General features: G+C 52.0%; 16 protein-coding genes, 1 tRNA gene and 1 pseudogene. 4 read left to right on the plus strand and 14 right to left on the minus strand.

The window, feature by feature from the left end; genetic code table 11:
* A partial coding sequence (locus tag A0129_RS13760; RefSeq protein WP_291715862.1) for a response regulator occupies positions 1–458 on the minus strand: 458 nt, incomplete at its 3' end.
* Between the two features lie 318 nt (positions 459–776).
* Here A0129_RS13760 and fabR point away from each other — a divergent pair.
* The 3 genes from fabR to A0129_RS13775 are packed head-to-tail and all read left to right on the plus strand — an operon-like array spanning position 777 to position 4,469.
* Positions 777–1,478, plus strand: a complete 702-nt coding sequence (gene fabR / locus A0129_RS13765; RefSeq protein ID WP_291715864.1) for an HTH-type transcriptional repressor FabR — start codon at positions 777–779, stop codon at positions 1,476–1,478.
* A complete protein-coding gene (locus A0129_RS13770; protein WP_291715866.1) occupies positions 1,475–2,887 on the plus strand; it encodes a UbiA family prenyltransferase in 1,413 nt (470 codons plus the stop codon). The genes fabR and A0129_RS13770 overlap by 4 nt, the downstream gene beginning before the upstream one ends.
* A gap of 55 nt (positions 2,888–2,942) precedes the next feature.
* A complete protein-coding gene (locus tag A0129_RS13775) occupies positions 2,943–4,469 on the plus strand; it encodes a glycosyltransferase family 39 protein (protein ID WP_291715868.1) in 1,527 nt (508 codons plus the stop codon).
* Here the strand turns inward: A0129_RS13775 and A0129_RS13780 are convergent.
* From A0129_RS13780 to ybgC, 11 genes are all read right to left on the minus strand, one after another.
* The gene (locus tag A0129_RS13780; protein WP_229545205.1) at positions 4,466–5,440 is read right to left on the minus strand and encodes a hypothetical protein; all 975 of its coding nucleotides are present in this window, start codon (positions 5,438–5,440) and stop codon (positions 4,466–4,468) included. The genes A0129_RS13775 and A0129_RS13780 overlap by 4 nt on opposite strands.
* Positions 5,427–7,721 carry a galactose oxidase-like domain-containing protein gene (locus A0129_RS13785; protein ID WP_291715870.1) on the minus strand — a complete coding sequence of 765 codons (2,295 nt, stop codon included), beginning with the start codon at positions 7,719–7,721 and terminating at the stop codon, positions 5,427–5,429. The genes A0129_RS13780 and A0129_RS13785 overlap by 14 nt, the downstream gene beginning before the upstream one ends.
* Before the next feature lie 307 nt (positions 7,722–8,028).
* Positions 8,029–8,105, minus strand: a tRNA-Met gene (locus tag A0129_RS13790).
* A gap of 67 nt (positions 8,106–8,172) precedes the next feature.
* The gene (locus A0129_RS13795; RefSeq protein WP_291715872.1) at positions 8,173–9,288 is read right to left on the minus strand and encodes a YeeE/YedE family protein; all 1,116 of its coding nucleotides are present in this window, start codon (positions 9,286–9,288) and stop codon (positions 8,173–8,175) included.
* An 86-nt stretch (positions 9,289–9,374) separates the two neighbouring features.
* A complete protein-coding gene (gene ybgF, locus A0129_RS13800; protein WP_291715874.1) occupies positions 9,375–10,121 on the minus strand; it encodes a tol-pal system protein YbgF in 747 nt (248 codons plus the stop codon).
* Between the two features lie 18 nt (positions 10,122–10,139).
* Positions 10,140–10,664, minus strand: a complete 525-nt coding sequence (gene pal / locus A0129_RS13805; RefSeq protein WP_008251611.1) for a peptidoglycan-associated lipoprotein Pal — start codon at positions 10,662–10,664, stop codon at positions 10,140–10,142.
* A gap of 57 nt (positions 10,665–10,721) precedes the next feature.
* A complete protein-coding gene (gene tolB, locus A0129_RS13810; protein ID WP_291715876.1) occupies positions 10,722–12,059 on the minus strand; it encodes a Tol-Pal system beta propeller repeat protein TolB in 1,338 nt (445 codons plus the stop codon).
* Positions 12,060–12,073: 14 nt separating this feature from the next.
* Entirely contained in the window at positions 12,074–12,979 is a 906-nt protein-coding gene (locus tag A0129_RS13815) for an energy transducer TonB (RefSeq protein ID WP_291715878.1), read from the minus strand.
* A complete protein-coding gene (tolR, locus tag A0129_RS13820; protein WP_291715881.1) occupies positions 12,976–13,404 on the minus strand; it encodes a protein TolR in 429 nt (142 codons plus the stop codon). The genes A0129_RS13815 and tolR overlap by 4 nt, the downstream gene beginning before the upstream one ends.
* A gap of 55 nt (positions 13,405–13,459) precedes the next feature.
* A complete protein-coding gene (tolQ, locus tag A0129_RS13825) occupies positions 13,460–14,137 on the minus strand; it encodes a protein TolQ (RefSeq protein ID WP_291715883.1) in 678 nt (225 codons plus the stop codon).
* Between the two features lie 43 nt (positions 14,138–14,180).
* Positions 14,181–14,585, minus strand: coding sequence for a tol-pal system-associated acyl-CoA thioesterase (ybgC, locus tag A0129_RS13830; RefSeq protein ID WP_291715885.1), 405 nt, complete (start codon positions 14,583–14,585; stop codon positions 14,181–14,183).
* A 136-nt stretch (positions 14,586–14,721) separates the two neighbouring features.
* Here ybgC and A0129_RS13835 point away from each other — a divergent pair, with 136 nt between their 5' ends.
* On the plus strand, positions 14,722–16,248 hold the full coding sequence (locus tag A0129_RS13835; protein WP_291715887.1) for a wax ester/triacylglycerol synthase family O-acyltransferase: 1,527 nt from the start codon (positions 14,722–14,724) through the stop codon (positions 16,246–16,248).
* A gap of 312 nt (positions 16,249–16,560) precedes the next feature.
* Here A0129_RS13835 and ruvB read toward each other — a convergent pair whose 3' ends face one another.
* Positions 16,561–17,616, minus strand: a complete 1,056-nt coding sequence (gene ruvB / locus A0129_RS13840) for a Holliday junction branch migration DNA helicase RuvB (RefSeq protein WP_291715889.1) — start codon at positions 17,614–17,616, stop codon at positions 16,561–16,563.
* A 15-nt stretch (positions 17,617–17,631) separates the two neighbouring features.
* Positions 17,632–17,735: pseudogene (locus A0129_RS13845) on the minus strand (Holliday junction branch migration protein RuvA); the annotation flags it as partial.

Here is a 17,735-nt window from a genome sequence, read left to right on the forward strand (position 1 = left end):
CTCAACAGGCCAAGACGCCCTGTGATGTGTTCCCCGTTGGTTTGGCGATTTGACAAGGCATTGGGGCGCCACTGAACCTGAACTCCAGCACGGGTGAGTGCCTCCAGCAATACGGCAGACGTTTGCTCAAATCCCTCCGATTTGGATAGAGTCCACGATGGAGCGTGCTGATTTGGCACCACGGAGTGAAGAAGTGTGTCGTCTCCACTCATGATCAAAGTCGGCAGGTTGGCGCTCATGGCTGCCAATGTGTTGATCACATCCTGCCCCTGACAGTCTGGCAAACGCAGATCGGTGATCACGAGCGCTGGGGAATTTTTACCGAATAATTCTTTGGCATGGGCAATACTGGCCGCGCAGAGTATGTCTGCATTGGTCGCCACGAACTCAACGAGGTCTTTGATGCCTGTTGCGAAAAGTGGGTGATCCTCAATAACCAGAATTTGGTTTGATGGCATGTGTGTCTCCTCCCGAGGAAAAGCTAGTTGAAAAGGTGTCACCAGATGTGAGCATATGAACATCTTTCTTGGATTAACACTTTTTTCCAACCCTCTTTAGGGGGAGTTAATCTTCTTGGGTTCTGGCAGTCAATACGCAAAACCCGTAATTACAGTAATAATTCTTGAGCCTGTATTGGTTCTGTTGGTTCTTTTCATCGGGTTCGGGTCCTATTTCACGGGCTTGCAGGCTGTTAAGCTGTGAACAGGCTGCTTTTCATTACAATAACGGGGTAGGTCAGGAAGTTGACTAATCCAGACTAGGCTCGAGCAAAAACCATGAGAACAAGATTAAGCGCCGCAACCAGGCCAGTGGACGAAACGCAGGCCAGAGTGCGACGCAAAGAACAAACACGCCAGAATTTGATGCAAGCTGCACTTACCTTGGTGGGTAATGGCAGCAGCTTCACTGCGTTGGGCATTCGGGAAATTACCCGAGAGGCTGGTGTGGTGCCGACTGCCTTTTATCGCCATTTCAAAAACACTGATGAACTGGGCCTCGCTCTGGTCGAAGACGGCGGCATCACTCTGCGCAGGTTATTACGAGAAGCCCGTCAGGCCAGTTTGCCGGGCGAAGACATGATTCGTCACTCGGTGAGCGTTTTCGTCACTTACCTGAAGCAACACCATCTGGAGTGGCGGTTTATTAGTTCGGAGCGGTCGGGCGGTTCACAGTCCCTGCGAAATGCGATACGAAATGAGATTGCACACTTCACCAATGAAATGGCCAGCGATCTGCGGCTGTTAAACATATTCCCCGGATTGTCTACACACACCTTGACCTTGATTTGCAGTCTGGTCGTTACGTTGATGATGAACTCGGCCACTGATTTTCTGGACGTCAGGCCAGATCAGCCTCAGATCGAAAAAGAAATGCTCGACAATTTCGTGAAACAGATTGTAATGGTGTTTCTTGGCGCGGCACATTGGGAGGAAGAGCCCAAACAGTCGCTGCTCAGCGGGCTCTCTAAACCGAAATGACCAAGCCGATTGTTTATGTCGATCTGGATGGAACGTTGAGCCCATCGGATGTGCTGCTCGAGAGTTGCTTGTTGCTGCTGAAGCAGAACATCTTTTATGTGTTCCCCATGTTGTTGTGGGCAATCCGAGGTGCATGGGTATTTAAAACGGAGGTGGCCAAGCGAATAGATCCAGTGCTGGATCACCTGCCAATGGATCCTTTGGTGCTTGAGCGACTGAATCAATTGAAAGCAGCTGGTCATGAGTTGGTGCTGGCCAGTGCATCGATGCGTCGTGATGTGCTCAAGATTGCCGCCCGTTTGGGTCTTTTTGCCCGGGTCATTGCCAGCGAGCACAGCAATTTGAAGGGTCAACAGAAACTGGCAGCCATTCAGGCAGATAGCCAAGGGCAACCCTTTGTGTATTTTGGTGATGCTTCAGTCGATATTCCAATCTGGAAACACGCCGCTTTGGCATTTGGTGTGAACACCTCGTCTGGTACCCGACGCAAGGCAGCCTTAGCGGGCATTGAGTTAAACAGGCTTGACACTCGCAGTGCTGGCTTCAAGGTGTGGTTTAAAGCGATGCGCTTGCAGCAGTGGGCCAAGAACGGTTTGCTGTTCTTGCCCTTGATTGCCGCGCATGAAACCGATTTCGCGCTCTGGGTCAAAATGATCTGGGGCTTTATGGCATTCGGTTTTTTGGCGTCCTCGACGTACATCTGGAACGACCTGATGGACCTCAATGCGGATCGGCAACACCCTCGAAAGCGCAATCGGCCCCTGGCCAGCGGTGCGCTGAGTATCAGCAAGGCCTATGTGTTCATGAAGTGTTTAGGGCTGGCCGGCTTTGCGGTGGCCTGGCTGGCAGTGGGCTGGCAATTTACGCTGGTGCTGTTGGTGTACACCGTGGTTACACTGTTGTACACCTTCGTATTCAAGCGCACAGCCTTCGTTGATGTGTTGCTGTTGGCCATGCTTTACACGGTTCGCGTGATTGCAGGCGGCGTGGGCACTGGTATTGAGCTTTCCAGCTGGCTATTGGCCATTTCACTCTTTGTGTTTTTAAGTTTGGCTTTGGTCAAGCGTTGTGCTGAGCTGGAGTTCTTGCAGCTTGAGGGTAGCCAGCCGCAGGGACGTGGTTACCGCATGAGCGATTTGAGTTACCTGGTGTCTATGGGTATCTCAAGCGGTTTTGTGGCTGTACTGGTGTTGGCCTTGTATGTAGACAGCCAGAATGGATCGATGTTGTACGCAACGCCTGAATTTTTGTGGGGTATTTGCCCCTTGTTTTTGTATTGGTTAATGCGAATCTGGATCATGACTTCCCGTAAGGAAATGATCGATGACCCGGTGCATTTCGCCATTCACGACCGCATCAGTTGGGGCTTTTTGGCTTCAGTGGGCGTGCTTGTGTACCTGGCTTCCTGAGATCCAAATACCCATGTCTAGTCACTTTTCTTCGTCAAGGTCGCAAGGACCCGAGTTGACTTTAAGAACTGCAAAAAGCGTATTCGGGTGGACGGTTGTTATCACCGCCATCATTAAACTCTGGCTGGCTTGGTTTTTTCCCATGACTGGCGACGAGGCTTTTTTCCATTTGTGGTCGACTGATTTGAATTGGGGCTACTACGATCACCCGCCCATGGTGGGTTGGTGGTTGTGGGCGCTAAGCCATGCGGGCAATGAACCCATTGTGGTGCGCAGCCTGACCTTGTTGTTGACCACTGTCATCGCCTGGGGTGTAGTGCTGTTGGCCCGTGATCTGTTGCCATCTGAACAAGAAGCCCGAGCCTGGTTGGCTGGTGCTGTTTATCTGTCGATGCCGGTGTCCTGGTTTGCGGTGTTTGTGACCACCGATACGCCTCTGATATTTTTCATGGGATTGGCCATTTACACCTATGTGAAAGCAATACGCGCTGAGTCTGGCAGTGCGATGTTTCTCGCTGGTTGCTTTTTGGGACTGGCATTTTTATCCAAATATTTTGCTGTTTTACTGGGTTTTGCATTTGGATTTCATTTGCTGTTTCAGCGTCAGCGTTTCAAGTATCTGTTTTTGTTGTTGGCGGGTGTATTGCCGTTTGCCGGTGTAAATATCGCCTACAACCTCCACAACTGCTGGAACAACATCATGTTCAACCTCGTGAATCGGCATGAGGATGCGCAGTTGGGTTGGGGGACTGTGCTCACCTACTTGGGCATGATGATTTACCTGATCACACCTTGGGCCTTGTGGAGTTTGCTCAAGGGTAGCCAGGTTTGGTTGCGTCAAGGCGCATTGGCCTTTGCACTGCTGGTACCACTGGCCCTGTTTTTGCTCATTTCGCTAGAAAAAACAGTCGGTTTGCATTGGGTGCTGGGCTTTTTGCCGATTGCCTTTGTGCTTCTGGCCTTGTGTACGCCGGGTATCTGGATGAAGCGTTACGTTGGCTTCAATGCAGTGCTGTCTGTTCCGCACCTGGTTTTGTTCGGCCTGTTGATGCATGCCGATGTGTCGGTTTGGCCCAAAAAAGATTTTCAGGAGGACGTGTTGTTCCACCGACATATGCCTGCCATTCTGGATGAATTGGACCGAGGCATGCCGGCCAATGGGGTGTTGACCACAATCGCCTACTCGCCCGCGGCCTTGATGACATACCACTACGGCAAGGTAGTGCCAGTGTTTGGTCCAGGAAAATATCATGCGCGCAATGACGACACCTTTGTTGATTGGCGGGACATGGATGGAAAACCCATTCGGATCGTAGCCAAAGCCAAGCCGATTGATCCAGAGCTCTATCAGGATTACCTGACCAATGTGTCGGTAACAACGCAAACGATTGCGGGTGTGCCTTTCACGATTGTGGATGGAAGCAACTTCAATTACCAACGGTTCAGGGATGTGGTGTTGCGTGAGGCGGTCGATAAGTATTATCAAATCCCGTCGATACTGCCAGTGCTGGATTGTCCGTTTGCGCGCAAGTATGGATTTGAAAAAGAATGTCGCCTGCAGCCGCAGGCGACTGGCAACTAACTGCCGTTCTCAGAAATTTTTTGCCAGGTCAGTTCACCTTTGAGCAAACTTTGCTGTTCACCTTCCTTCAATTTCACAGGAATGACCCAGTGGCCGATTTCAGAGATTTTTGCAGGCTTTTTATCCAGTCTTGGATCTGCATAGGTCACCGTTCCGGTTTCGGATACCTTGACCCAGGGGGCCTGTTCTGTTCCGGAGGTGTGAAACAGGTCCACTTGGTTAGCCCATGCATGCATGCTGTTTAGCCAGACTCCGTCTTTTCGAAGTTCGATGAACGGTACACCTTGATCGTCCAGCACTTGAAACTCACCTTGGGCTGTACCCATGCGGCTGAGCATCAAGTTGTTGCCACTCAAGCCGGGCACCATGGCGTTCAGGCCGGTGAAGTCGGCCTCGTTAATCAGTGTCGGGCGCCAGTAACCAGTCATGGGCTCAGGCTCAATGCGTTCGATTCGAACATTGACCGGCTTGCCGTTGGCGATCATGGCGAGATTAAAGTGAGCAATTTCTTCATTCATCAGTCGCGGGTCATACCAGCCATAGCCAGGTTGTTTGTCCAGCAAAACCCAATTGGGTTTCAACTTGGGATTGTTTTTAAGGCGATCGGGGACTGGGCCACCACCGGGTTGCCGGGAGCGGTGCCAGCCAGTCGCGTTCAGGTCGGCGTATAGTTTGTCGCTTTTGAATCTTAGAAAGGCACGTTTGTCCTCGCCCAAAATTTCGACTTGTTGTTGGCCATCTGTGGCCAAGGCAAACTGAAATGCATTGCTTTTCACAACTTGCAGTGAGACACCCTTGGGTAGCTTCGTCTTTGGACTGACGGTTGGAATACCTCCCTCGGTCCCGTGTTCAGCATGTGCGAAAGCGATGGTAGGGGTAATCAGGGGGCTCGAGATAAGTAGGGTAGAAAAAGAAAACGCCAGGCAGGCGCCCAGCGTTTTCTTCACCCAGTTCGTTTTAACGACGGGCATTGGCAGTCATCACTCCTTGTCCGTTGCCATGCTTCAACATGAAGCTGACAGATTTGGAAGGCAGCAGTGAACCATCCGCTTGCTTGGTGCGCACAAAGGTCATATAAGCACCTTGTGGAACCACTGCGGCTTGATCTGGAATGGTGAAGCGTACGCTTTGCCCAGTCACAGTCAGCTGGTTTTTGGGAATGACTACAGTCCGCTGATCGGCGTCAGTCAAGTGAGTGGTCACGGTGTGACGTACCAAGGAGACCGAGTCAATCTTGCTCATATCAGTTCCAGGTGCCAGTTCCAGTGTCACTTGTTGACCTTTGCGGAATTCGCGCAGCATGGTTTTTCCATTGCCAGCGGGTGTCGAGTTACCACCTGCGAAGCCGATCAAATTGGGGCGGTTCGGATTGTTCACATACGGAGGTGTGTAAATCTCGAATGAGGGATCACGACCATCGTTGGGCGACAAACCAAAGGCTGCCAAATTGATGTTCTTCAGGTACAAGGTAGAAATTGGAGCATGGCCACCCACTAACACGCGACCGTCTTGCATTAGCAGGGCGGTGTTGTGATAGGTGCGGGGTTTGTTGGCCACAGCCATTTGAGTCCACTTTTTGGTCACTGGGTCAAAGCGCTCTGCCGTTTTGCGTGGGAACTCCACGCCGGGGGCTGCAACGCCATCGCGGTCGCCACCGCTGAACACCATCACTGAGTCATCGGGCATAAGCACGCCTGAACCATACCAACGAGTTTCATTCAAAGAACCTGTGACTTCACTCTGGTAGTCAACAATATTGTCACCGTCGGTCTTCACGGTATCAATACGAGACGATGCAACAGCCACGTACCCACCTGGAGATGTCAAGCCCACCAATGGAAGCACACCGCCTGCTGTCAGGAAACTGGCTTCCTTGTATTGACCTTGAGCGTTGGGACGTAGCGGCATCATGATTGAGAATGTTGAACCGCGCATGCCCGCGCCAACCACTTTTTGCAAGGTTTGCTCAGGATTGCCCGTGGTGACAGTGCTCAACAGTTTTTGAAGGGCTTGTGGGCTCTTCATGGGTGCGCTCATCAGCGTTTTGGTGAGTGCGCTCATGGCTGCATTGGGCGCAGTCAACGGATTCAAAATCTGGGTCAGTGATTCAAGACCCGCGTCGCTGAACTTCAATGGAAAGCCAGCGTAAGCCAAATCACTCCAAGTTTGAGTGGCAGGGTTGTACGTGGCGGAAATGTTCCACAATGGCTGGTCGTAAGACTGGCCAAAAGGGTTGAAGGCCTGACCACCGGCGTTGTAATACACATGGCCGTTCGGCAGCAGGTGCAGGCGGGGGTACAGTGGCAGCGAGCGTTGTGCTGTTTGAGCATTCACGGTCCACTTACCAGTGGCCGGGTCGAATGTTTCAGTTTGCACCACGTTACGGCCGCTTTGTTCTGGGGCTTGTGGGTATACAGGCTTGAGCAACTTGGTGACACCACTGGCCACGAACATTTTGCTGTCGGGCAGGGTAATCAAAGCGGGATACCAACGACCAAAGTTCATGTCGTTGCCTTGCATCCAGCGGTTTGTGTTGGGGTTGTATACTCGGCTGGTCTTAAGACCTTCCAGTTCGGTCAAACCATAACCGATCAAATTGCTGCCCGGTTCGCTGTAATAAGCAGTACCACCTACGGCCATGATCGAGCCGTCGGCCAGCATGGCCACGTCGGCGCAGAATAAGGCGCCGTCAGCGCTGTTGGTTTCCTTGTTGGTTAAGCCCAGGCCTGGAAGCAATTCGGTAATCGCATATCCATCCGGATTGGCGCCAGAATCAACTTCCAAGGGACGAATCCAATTCGTAGCCTTGTTTGAATCTTTCGGGATGATCATGCGACGAGTTTGATCGTTGATCGCCTTTTGACCGAAATCAACCAAAATACTGAATTCGAAATCCTCCGTGCCTTCAAGTGCGTTGAAGTACAGGAAGTCGCCGTTGGGTAGCAGGGAAATCGTGCCTGCCGCAGGCTTACAGCGCAGCTTCCCGTTTTCTCCGATGCCCATGCATTTTTCAGGTGCTGGAATAGGTGTTGCGTCGGCGTTATTGTCATTATCACCAGAACGTTCATATACGAAAGGCTCTTCAAAGGGAGCTGTGAATGTGCCTTTCTGGCCTTCAGGTGCTACGCCTTTGCTGGTGCTGACAGGATTGAACTTGGCACCGATCAGGTCGTCGAGCAGACCGGCTTGTACAGGTAATGCAGTTCCCAATCCAATGGCGATTACTGCAGATAGTTTATTCAGCTTGAACACGTGTCATCTCCTCCTGGCAAGCTGTTTTTGTAGAAGAAAGGGCGTGTGCAGCTATTGTGGTACTGCAACGATCCTCTCTTGCCTTTGTTAACAGTTGTTACTGTTGAAGTGCATTTTTAGATGCATCTTTCTAAAAATAATAACCGTGATTATGGTTTTGAACAATCGTTGCTATACCATTTAAAACTAGTAATGCAACGTATTTGGAAGAGGTGTGAGGTGCTGCTGGAGAAGGTTTTGTCAGCAAAGCCTGCTGGTGTGCTGAAATAAAAAAACCCCTCAACTTTCGCTGAGGGGTTTTCTTGTTTGGTGGCGAATCAGGGATTCGAACCCCGGACCTGCGGATTATGATTCCGTCGCTCTAACCGGCTGAGCTAATTCGCCGAAGACCGAGAGTATAACTGAGCTTTCATAAAAAAAGAAGAGATTGTTCGCTACTTTCTCATGAAAGTTAAACCATGCGCTCGACACGCCACATTTGATATTTCAGCGCGCCCATGGCGCCAACAACAATGCTGCCCAATGCCACGAATGATGACAGAGACAATGTGCTGACACCGCTCAAACCCTGGCCCACTGTACAGCCCAAGGCGAGAACCCCGCCCACACCCATGAACACCGCGCCCACCGTGTGGTTGGCTGTGTCTTCAACGCCCTGGAATGTTTCCCACCGGAATGATTTTTCCTGCAATGCACTGGCCGTGGCACCCATGATGACGCCGAAGCAAGCCACAACTCCCACGGTGATCACCCGGCTCACATCAGAGAAAAACATCAACCATTCCAGGGTGTACGCATAGGGTGCTACAAAACTGAAACCTTCCGCCCGATTTGCATAGGTGCCCAAATAAGCGGCTTCAAGTGTATCGGGATGTTCTGGGATATATGCCACTTGGAATATGACCCACCAAGCCGCTACGATCGTGAGGCCCACCCCGGTGCCGCCAACAATTACCTCCTTGTTCCAGGCCGATGGGCTGCCCAATGCGACGATTAGCAGGAGAACAGGCAGCGCAATCGCCAGAATGGTGATCAAGCCCGCTGGCTCCTGGCTGATCAGATTGGCCAACAGCTCCGGCAGATAGGGGCTGCTGCTAAATTCAAAGCGAATGGGATCCAGATAATTGGCGCGAAATACGCCAAATACGCCTTTGAGTGTCATGTATGCAGTGATTCCCATGATCACGAAAACCATCAGGGCTTTTAAATTTCCCGCGCCCAGGCGTATCAATGTTTTGCTGCCACAACCCGACGCCAATACCATGCCTGCACCGAACAGTAAGCCACCCACAATTCCCGACAGCCAAGACCACTGGCTGCTTAGAAAAATAGTGTCATCAAGCTTGGCTTGACCTGTGATGCTCAACACCTGAAGGCCGAGCGCAGCAATAGCGATCGCTAGTAGCCACATGCGCATCCGGTTCCAGTCACCAAAGTTGAATACATCAGCAATTGCACCCATGGTGCAAAAATGGGTGCGATGGGAAATGGCACCGAAGGCGAGGCCAACGGCGAATGTAGCCCAAAGCACAGTGCTCTGAATGCTGTTGAGGTTGATTTCTTCCATGAACCGGCGCCTTTGTATTGAAGTGCCGGTATTTTAACTGCGTATGCGCAAAAGCGCGCATGGTTGCTGCGATAACTTCTTGGGGATTATTTCAGCGCTTCGAGTCGGGCTTTCGCACTTGCAGCGGCGGGGCTGCTGGGGTATTTGGCGATTAGTTCACCGAGGGTTTTCTTGGCGCCAGGAATACTTTTCAACTCCAATTGTGAGCTGGCCATACTCAGCAGGGCATCGGGCGCTCGTGGACTGTCAGGAAAATCCTTGGCCAAGTCGCGTTGGGTCACCAAAGCAGTTTTGTATTCGCCTTGCGCGAATTGGGTGCTTCCAAGGAAATAGCGAACCTGTGGTTCGAGTTTGCTTTGCTTGTACTTATTCAGAAATTCCTGAAATTGCAGCCCTGCATCCTTGTAATTACCTGCTTTGAAATGATCAAGGCCGGCTTGGTAATCATTGAATTGTTCGGGGGGTACCGTGAATTCTTCACCATCAAGTTGAACAGCTCTGGGTTCGAGTTTCTTGATGCGGTCATCCAGGTTTGTGTACAGGATACGGTTGTCTTCCTGCAACTTTTTGATGTTGTTGTTGGCGACTTCGAGATCACCGCGCAAGCGGGCGATCTCTCGGTCTTTTTCACTCAGGGACTGGGCCAGTGACAGCTGCCCCTGATTTGCGGCTTCCATTCTCGCGACTCGGTCTTCAAGCACCTTGACCTGCTGGCGCAAATCCAGAATCGCCTTGCGAGCTTCTGTGTCATCGAATATCGCAAATGCGGAATTCGATGCAGAGGCGCAAAGCAGGGCGATTACCCAGGTTTTCTGCTTGAAGTTCAAAATCATCTTGAATGGTTTCCTTGATTACTGGTAAACGATGTCAGAACGACGATTTTCTGCATAAGCAGCCTCGTTGCTGCCAGTTGCTTTTGGCTTTTCTTTGCCGAAGCTAACTGTTTCAATCTGACCTTCTTTCACGCCCAGTGCCAGCATCAGTGTCTTTACTGCATCAGCGCGACGCTGACCCAATGCCAGGTTGTATTCAGCGCCACCGCGTTCGTCGGTGTTGCCCTGTACAACTACTTTGCGGTTGGGGTTGGCAACCAGGTATTTGGCGTGGTTCTGAACCAGCTCACGGTACTCTGACTTAACGGTGTAGCTGTCGTAGTCAAAATAAACGCTGCGCTTGGCCAGTACGCCTTGAGGATCGTTCAGAGGATCGGCATCGCCAGGGGTTACTGTCGGTACGGCGCGACCATCAGAACCGGGCGCTGTGCCGGTTTTTGATTCAACTGTAGGTTTGTCGTTCAAAGGAACGGCTGAGCTACAAGCGGCCAATACGGCCACCATTGCGGAAATCGCCAAGTACTTGACCATTGAGTGTTTCATTTTTTTCTCCAGACCTAAAGAGTGTTTAGTGTAAAACCAGTTAAAACAAATTCAAAATCAATCATTTATGAATGGGCCCCAGGTGGGTTCCGAGATGTCAGCGCCAGAACTGCTCAAGTTGTACTTGATTCGTCCGTCTTTTGACACCACGGCCAGGGTCCCTTTGCCGCCCGATTTGGTCGCATACAAAATGTAACGACCGTTCGGAGCGAAGCTTGGGCTTTCGTCTCGCCCCGTGTTTGTCAGCAGCATTTCCGTGCCACTTGCCAAATCCAGCGCAGCAATCCGAAATTGCCCGTCTCGACGAGTCACATATGTCAATGTTTTGTCATCGGGACTAATTCGAGGCGAGATATTGTATCCACCTTCGAATGTCACGCGTGACGCATCACCACCATTTGTGCTCATTCGATAAATTTGCGGGCCACCTCCGCGATCGGAAGTGAAATATATGCTTCGACCATCATGACTGTACGCAGGTTCCGTGTTGATTCCACTGGTACTGGTCAGTCTGTTCAGGCCCGATCCATCGGCGTTCATCGAGAAGATTTGTGACCCACCATCTTTGGTCAGCACCACTGCAAGTTGCTGGCCATTTGACGACCAAGCGGGCGCACTGTTGCTGCCTTTGAAATTCGCCAAGGCCTTGCGGCGACCTGTTGCAAGTGTGTGAACAAATACAACAGGTTTGCGAGTTTCGAAGGAAACATAGGCAAGTTGCGTGCCGTCTGGCGACCAGGCTGGCGAAATAATGGGTTCTTTGGAGGCCAGCGCCACTTGTGGGTTGGCGCCATCGGCATCCGCAATAATCAGGCGATAGCGGCCGGGGGCTTTTTCAACATAGGCCAGGCGAGTAGAAAATACACCTTTCTCGCCCAGCATTTTCTCGTACACAAAATCGGCAATTTTGTGGGCATGCAGACGCAGGGCAGAAGGCGCGATCACATAGCTGAACTTGCCTAGCGACTTTTGCTGAGCTGTGTCGTGGAGGTTAAAGCGCAAGTCCAGGCGCCCGTCTGGCAGCTTTTTGACTGAGCCTACGATCAACGCATCCACACCAATCGATTTCCAGGCGGAGGGATCGATCAGCGTTGATTCATTCAATTCAACGTTGCTGGTCGTATTGATGGACCTGAAAAAACCGCTGCGTACCAAATCATCTTCAATCACCTTTTTGATGTCTTCTGGCAAACCCTGATTGCCCTGAAATGGTGCGGCCGAGAACGCGATTTGATTCGCACCCACACCAGTGATGTCAATTTTCAATTGCGCTTGTGCGGGTGTGTTGAAGGCCGTCAGGGCGAGGAGTGCCAGCAAGGTGCCGGCTGCTTTGCGCAGTGGGCCCCACAGGGCAATGGATGGTTTTAAATGCATGACTTGATTGGCGTAGTTCATTGTTTCACTATGAATTAAACGTCTTTTGGACGGAATGAGAGGACAAGTACCGGTTCAACTGAACCGTCTTCAGCCCTGGGTAGCGGGCTGGAGCGCTGCAACGCCCGCTCCACAGCGCTGTCCCACGCTGGCAACCCACTGCTTTTTTTCTGAGTGATAGAGACAATTTCCCCGTTGGGAAGTTGCTTGACTTCGAATACGGCTTCAGGATTTCCGTCGACGGAGTCCGCGCCAGGAAACACAAGTTTACTGCGTACATATTGCCGAATTCGGTCACTGTACTGCGCCTTGTTTCTGCTGGTACCGGCAGATGCGCTGCCGGTGTTGGGCGCTCCGCCCATGATGCGGGCAAGCTCTTCCTGGCGCAATTTCTTGGCCACTTCAGGATCGATCTTGGGTTCCTGCTTCTTTGGCTCAGGCTTGGGCTCAGGTTTTTTGGGCTCTGGTTTGGGCTCCGGCTTTTTGGGCTCTGGTTTGGGCTCGGGTTTTTTTGGCTCGGGCTTTGGCTCTGGCTTTTTCTTGGGCTCGGGCTTGGGCAACTCAATGTCGGCCTTGGGTGGTTCCACTGGCTTGGGGGGCGGTGGAGTCTCAACCACTGGCTTTGGTGGCTCGGGTTCTGGGATTGGCTCGGGTTTTGGCTGCTGCACGGCGATGGGTTCATTGGCCGGCATTTCAGACCACAGCACTGCCTCAAATGCAGCTGGTTCCTCGGTGTTCCAGTTCAAGCCCACCACAAAAAATGCCACCAAAGTTAAGTGCGCAATCACCGACACAGTCAGCCCAGCCTTCTCGCCAGTGTGGTCCACTGGGGGTTCAAGGCGTGCCTCAAGCCCGCTTTCCTTGCTCATTTTGGAAAGCAATGCTTGGTGGGCTGGTGTGAATTCCCAGCCGTTGCGTGGTCGGGTCAAGTCTGCGCTCATTTGCTTTTCGGTTTCACCAGCAGGCCGACTTTCTGGATTTGTGCGTTTTGCAGAGCATCCATCGCATCCACCACAGCCTGATATTGAATGGCTTTCTCGGCTGAAATCACTACGGGGCGATCCGGTTCCTCCGCCTGAAGTTTCTTTACTTCAGCAGCAAGGTTTTCCAATGTCACTTCCGTGGTTTTGTTGGTTTTCATGTCCTTGACCAACAAATTACCCACCTGACGCACGGTTACTTCAATGGGGCGCATTTGCTTGGGTGGATTGGTGTTGGCCATGGACGGCAGATCAATCACTGATGGAGTAATCATTGGGGCCGTGACCATGAAAATAATCAGTAGCACCAGCATCACGTCGATGTAGGGCACTACATTGATTTCGTTCATGGCGCGTCTGGATTTTCGTCCAAGTTCGGCTTTCATCGATTAAATTTCCTGTTGCTCATTGCTGGTGTCGTTGCGGCCATTCGTGCTGTCATTAGTGCTGACGTTGCAGAATGTTCAAGAACTCCTCAACGAAAGACTCAAACTGTGTCGACAAGCGATCAATGTCATTGGCGTAGCGGTTGTAAGCCACCACTGCTGGAATGGCGGCGAACAGACCGATTGCGGTAGCAATCAGCGCTTCGGCAATGCCCGGGGCAACTGAGGCCAGTGTGGCTTGTTGTACGTTGGCAAGGCCGACGAAAGCATGCATGATGCCCCAAACCGTGCCGAACAGGCCGATATACGGGCTGACCGAACCTGCCGAAGCCAGGAAGGGCAGGTTGCGCTCCAAAATCTCATTCTCGCGTTGGAATGCCGCTTTCATGGCGCGACGCGCACCGTCGATGATCAGCGAATAATCGGTCAACCCCTTTTTGTCACGGGCGCGGAGAAACTCGCTCATGCCGGCTTCGAATATACGCTCAAGCGGACCGGCATCGTTGCGGCGCATTCCTGCCCGCTGAAACAGGGTGTTCAAGTCGCCGCCCGACCAGAATTCTTCTTCAAATTTGTCGGCTTGCTGCTTGGTGCGCTTCAATACAGCCCATTTCTTGAAAATGGTGGCCCATGAGATAAGGGAAATCATCACCAGAATCAACATGACCAGCTGGACAACCAAGCTGGCCTGCGCGATCAGGGAGATGAACGACATGTCGGTAGAGATATCCATTAACAATCCGCGATAAGGAAAATGATTTGTTTCTTGTAACGCACTACGGCATCAATTGGTTGAGTTGTTGATACACAGCAGGGGGTATTGCACTGGGTTTCAGGGTTTCAGTGTTGACACAGCCCACCTTGGTTTTACCCTCGCACAGCACTTCGCCGTTGCGCGTTACGGTTTGCTTGAAGACTGCGGAAACTCGCTTAAGTTCAGTGAGTTCCACTGATATTTCAAGTACATCCTCAAGTTTAGCAGAGCGAAGGTAGTTCAATTCTGTTCGGCTGACAACGAACACCAAATGATGCTCATTCATCAGCGATTTCATGCCGATGCTTTGCTGCAGGAACCACTCACTTCGAGCACGCTCCATGAATTTGAGGTAATTGCCATAATAAACAATGCCGCCGGCGTCAGTATCTTCAAAATAAACGCGCAGAGAGTACTTGAATGTCATGAAATGGCCCGTCTCTAGTATGCTTACGTTATTGTAAGCAGGAGTAGGGTTGACCTTCGAGGTTGTGGGATCCTGCCACTATTAAATTAACTAAATATTCACATTCAAATAACAATGAGAAGCGGAGACCACTGACATGGCGAGAAACATTCCATTGCTGGATGCATCCTGGCTGTATGTTGAATCAAAAGAAGCGCCCATGCATGTGGGCAGCATGGCAATTTTCACAGTGCCAGAGGGCGAGACCACCCAACAAGCCATTGGCCGGATCGTTCAGTTGCTCAGGAATTCCGTCGAGTTCGCACCGCCCTTCAATTACCGTTTGTCCAGCCCCCGCTTGCTAACCTTGATGCCCAAGTGGATTGAGGCTGACAAAATTGATCTGGATTATCACTTCCGTCACAGTGCTTTGCCCGCACCGGGTGGTGAGCGCGAATTGGGTACCCTGATTTCTCGTCTGCATTCTCATCCGCTTGATTTCCGAAAACCGCTGTGGGAAATGCATTTGATTGAAGGGCTCTACGGCAATCGTTTCGCCTTGTACACCAAAATGCACCATTCCCTGATGGACGGTGTGGGTGGTATGCGCTTGATGGAGCGTATTTTCGGCAAGTCTGCGAAAGAAAGCATGAACCTGCCCGCCCCTTGGTCTGTGGGCACGATCAGCCGAAAGAAAAAGAATTCTGAGCCACAGCACTTTGCTGACCAGGCTCGGGAAGCTTGGGAGGCTGCCAAGCTCAGTGGGCAATCTTTGCCCGCCGCAGGTCGTGCCCTCATGGATCTAATGCGGGAAGCAGTCAAGCCAACCGACCCGGCTTTGGCCACACCGTTTTCAGGTCCGAAATCAATTGTGAACAAACGCGTGGGTGGCGCACGCCGACTGGCCACTCAAACATACCCGCTGGAGCGTATTCGCGCCGTGGCCGAGGCCGCCAAGGTAAGTGTGAACGATATTTTTCTGGCGATTTGCTCGAGTTCTATCCGTCGCTATTTGCTGGAACGCGATGCCTTGCCTTCGGAGTCATTGACTGCCGGTTTGCCCGTGTCCGTGCGCCCGGCCGACGATTTGGATGGAGGCAACGCGATCAGTTTTATCATCGCTAACCTCTACACCACGGAAAGCGACCCTTTGACACGCCTGAAGGAAATTCGGCGTTCGACTCAATTGGCCAAGGCCAATTTGCAGGCCATGCCCAAAGAAGCGATCAACAACTACACCATCATGTTGATGGCGCCAATGATGTTGCAACTGGTGTCGGGTTTGGGTGGTTTGACACGCCCGATTTTTAATACAGTAATTTCAAACGTACCGGGCCCCTCACGTGACTTGTATTTTTCGGGTTGTCGTTTGGAACAGTTTTATCCAATCTCATTGATTCCTCACGGGCAGGCTTTAAACATCACGGTGGTCAGTTACTCGGGCCAGTTCAATGTGGCGTTTACGGGTGATCACGATGCCTTGCCTTCGATGCAGCGCTTGTCGGTATACACCGGCGAGGCCTTGGAGGAACTTGAGGCTGCTTTGGGCGTGACGTGGGAAAGCAAGAAGGCTGCTGAACCTGTTGCAGCAAGCAAGGCGCCTGCTAAAACTGCAACTGAAAAACGACCCGCAGCGGCGAAGAAGCCTGCTGCGCGAAAGCCGGTGAAAGCGCCTGAAGATTGATTGGTGCGCTGCGCTTGCTGTCGCTAAATCGTCGCGCACGTTATCGCTTAATCAGCGCGCCTCCCAATGCGTTCGCCAGAAAACCTGTATTTCCCTTTTTGAAATTCACACTGACTCACCAGGCTTGGCTAAACAGATGGCCAAGCCTTGGTGTCAGCCTGCGGCTGACCGTGGCGTGTGAACTCAAAAAGGGATTAAGCGGTTTTCAGTGCGGAATCGGGCAACCCCGGCGAGTTGGCTATGAAACTAGCAACCCCGACGAGGTGGTGAAAGACCCAGCCCGCTTTGCCAAGGAGATCGGAAACCGATTGCCTACAGCAAATCGCCTTGCTGCGAATTTGCTGCATGCGTGCCCGCCAAACTGGCCGGTGCAGTTAAGCCAAAATGGGCATAGGTATTCAAGGTGGCAATGCGGCCGCGGGGGGTGCGTTGAATGTAGCCCTGCTGAATCAAATAGGGCTCCAGCACATCTTCAATGGTGTCTTTTTCTTCCCCGATCGCAGCAGCCACGCTTTCAAGCCCCACTGGCCCGCCTCCAAATTTGTGGATGATCGTTTCCAGCAATCGGCGATCCATGGGATCCAGTCCCACTTTGTCCACATCGAGCATGGTGAGTGCCGCATCGGCCACATCAGCGGTAATGACACCATCCGCTTTCACTTGGGCGTAATCCCGTACACGGCGCAGTAGACGGTTGGCGATGCGTGGCGTGCCGCGTGAACGCTTTGCAATTTCCAGGCAACCACCCGCCTCAGCGGGTGTTTCAAGGAGGTTCGCAGAGCGGGCGACGATTCGCGACAACTCCTCTGGGGTATAAAACTCAAGCCTGGATACGATGCCGAAGCGGTCACGCAAAGGATTGGTCAACATGCCTGCTCTGGTGGTGGCACCCACCAGTGTGAATGGCTGCAAATCAAGTTTGACACTCCGGGCCGCAGGACCTTCGCCAATCATGATGTCGATTTGATAGTCTTCCAGCGCAGGGTACAAAATTTCTTCGACCACTGGTGAAAGCCTGTGAATTTCGTCGATGAACAACACATCGTTGGCTTCAAGGTTGGTCAGCAATGCCGCCAAATCACCCGGGCGTTCAAGTACCGGGCCAGAGGTTTGGCGCAGGTTGACACCCATTTCACGGGCCAGAATGTGGGCCAGAGTGGTTTTACCCAAACCTGGTGGGCCGAACAGCAGCACATGATCCAGCGCTTCTTTGCGCGCGCGGGCCGCTGCGATAAAAATATCAAGTTGATCGCGAATTTTCTGTTGCCCTACATATTCGTCCAGATGCTTTGGGCGCAACGCGCGTTCAAAGGCATCCTCAGCAGGAGTTGTTTTGCTTGGGCTGATGAGGCGATCGGGTTCAATCATCGTGAGTTGTCTCGCTTAGCCTTTTGACAAATTGCGCAAGGCCAGTTTCAGGCCGTCTGTAACACTGGTCCCTTCGGGCAGGCCCTTGCAGGCCAGTGCGGCTTCTTTGTCAGAATAAC

The organism is Limnobacter sp. CACIAM 66H1, assembly GCF_001601825.1.
In the GTDB taxonomy this organism is placed as follows: Bacteria; Pseudomonadota; Gammaproteobacteria; order Burkholderiales; family Burkholderiaceae_B; genus Limnobacter.

Coding starts and splice junctions, on each gene's coding strand:
- fabR (WP_291715864.1), top strand. CDS start 777: ATGAGAACAAGATTAAGCGCCGCAACCAGGCCAGTGGACGAAACGCAG.
- A0129_RS13770 (WP_291715866.1), top strand. CDS start 1,475: ATGACCAAGCCGATTGTTTATGTCGATCTGGATGGAACGTTGAGCCCA.
- A0129_RS13780 (WP_229545205.1), bottom strand. CDS start 5,440: ATGCCCGTCGTTAAAACGAACTGGGTGAAGAAAACGCTGGGCGCCTGC.
- A0129_RS13795 (WP_291715872.1), bottom strand. CDS start 9,288: ATGGAAGAAATCAACCTCAACAGCATTCAGAGCACTGTGCTTTGGGCT.
- ybgF (WP_291715874.1), bottom strand. CDS start 10,121: ATGATTTTGAACTTCAAGCAGAAAACCTGGGTAATCGCCCTGCTTTGC.
- pal (WP_008251611.1), bottom strand. CDS start 10,664: ATGAAACACTCAATGGTCAAGTACTTGGCGATTTCCGCAATGGTGGCC.
- tolB (WP_291715876.1), bottom strand. CDS start 12,059: ATGAACTACGCCAATCAAGTCATGCATTTAAAACCATCCATTGCCCTG.
- A0129_RS13815 (WP_291715878.1), bottom strand. CDS start 12,979: ATGAGCGCAGACTTGACCCGACCACGCAACGGCTGGGAATTCACACCA.
- tolR (WP_291715881.1), bottom strand. CDS start 13,404: ATGAAAGCCGAACTTGGACGAAAATCCAGACGCGCCATGAACGAAATC.
- tolQ (WP_291715883.1), bottom strand. CDS start 14,137: ATGGATATCTCTACCGACATGTCGTTCATCTCCCTGATCGCGCAGGCC.
- ybgC (WP_291715885.1), bottom strand. CDS start 14,585: ATGACATTCAAGTACTCTCTGCGCGTTTATTTTGAAGATACTGACGCC.
- A0129_RS13835 (WP_291715887.1), top strand. CDS start 14,722: ATGGCGAGAAACATTCCATTGCTGGATGCATCCTGGCTGTATGTTGAA.
- ruvB (WP_291715889.1), bottom strand. CDS start 17,616: ATGATTGAACCCGATCGCCTCATCAGCCCAAGCAAAACAACTCCTGCT.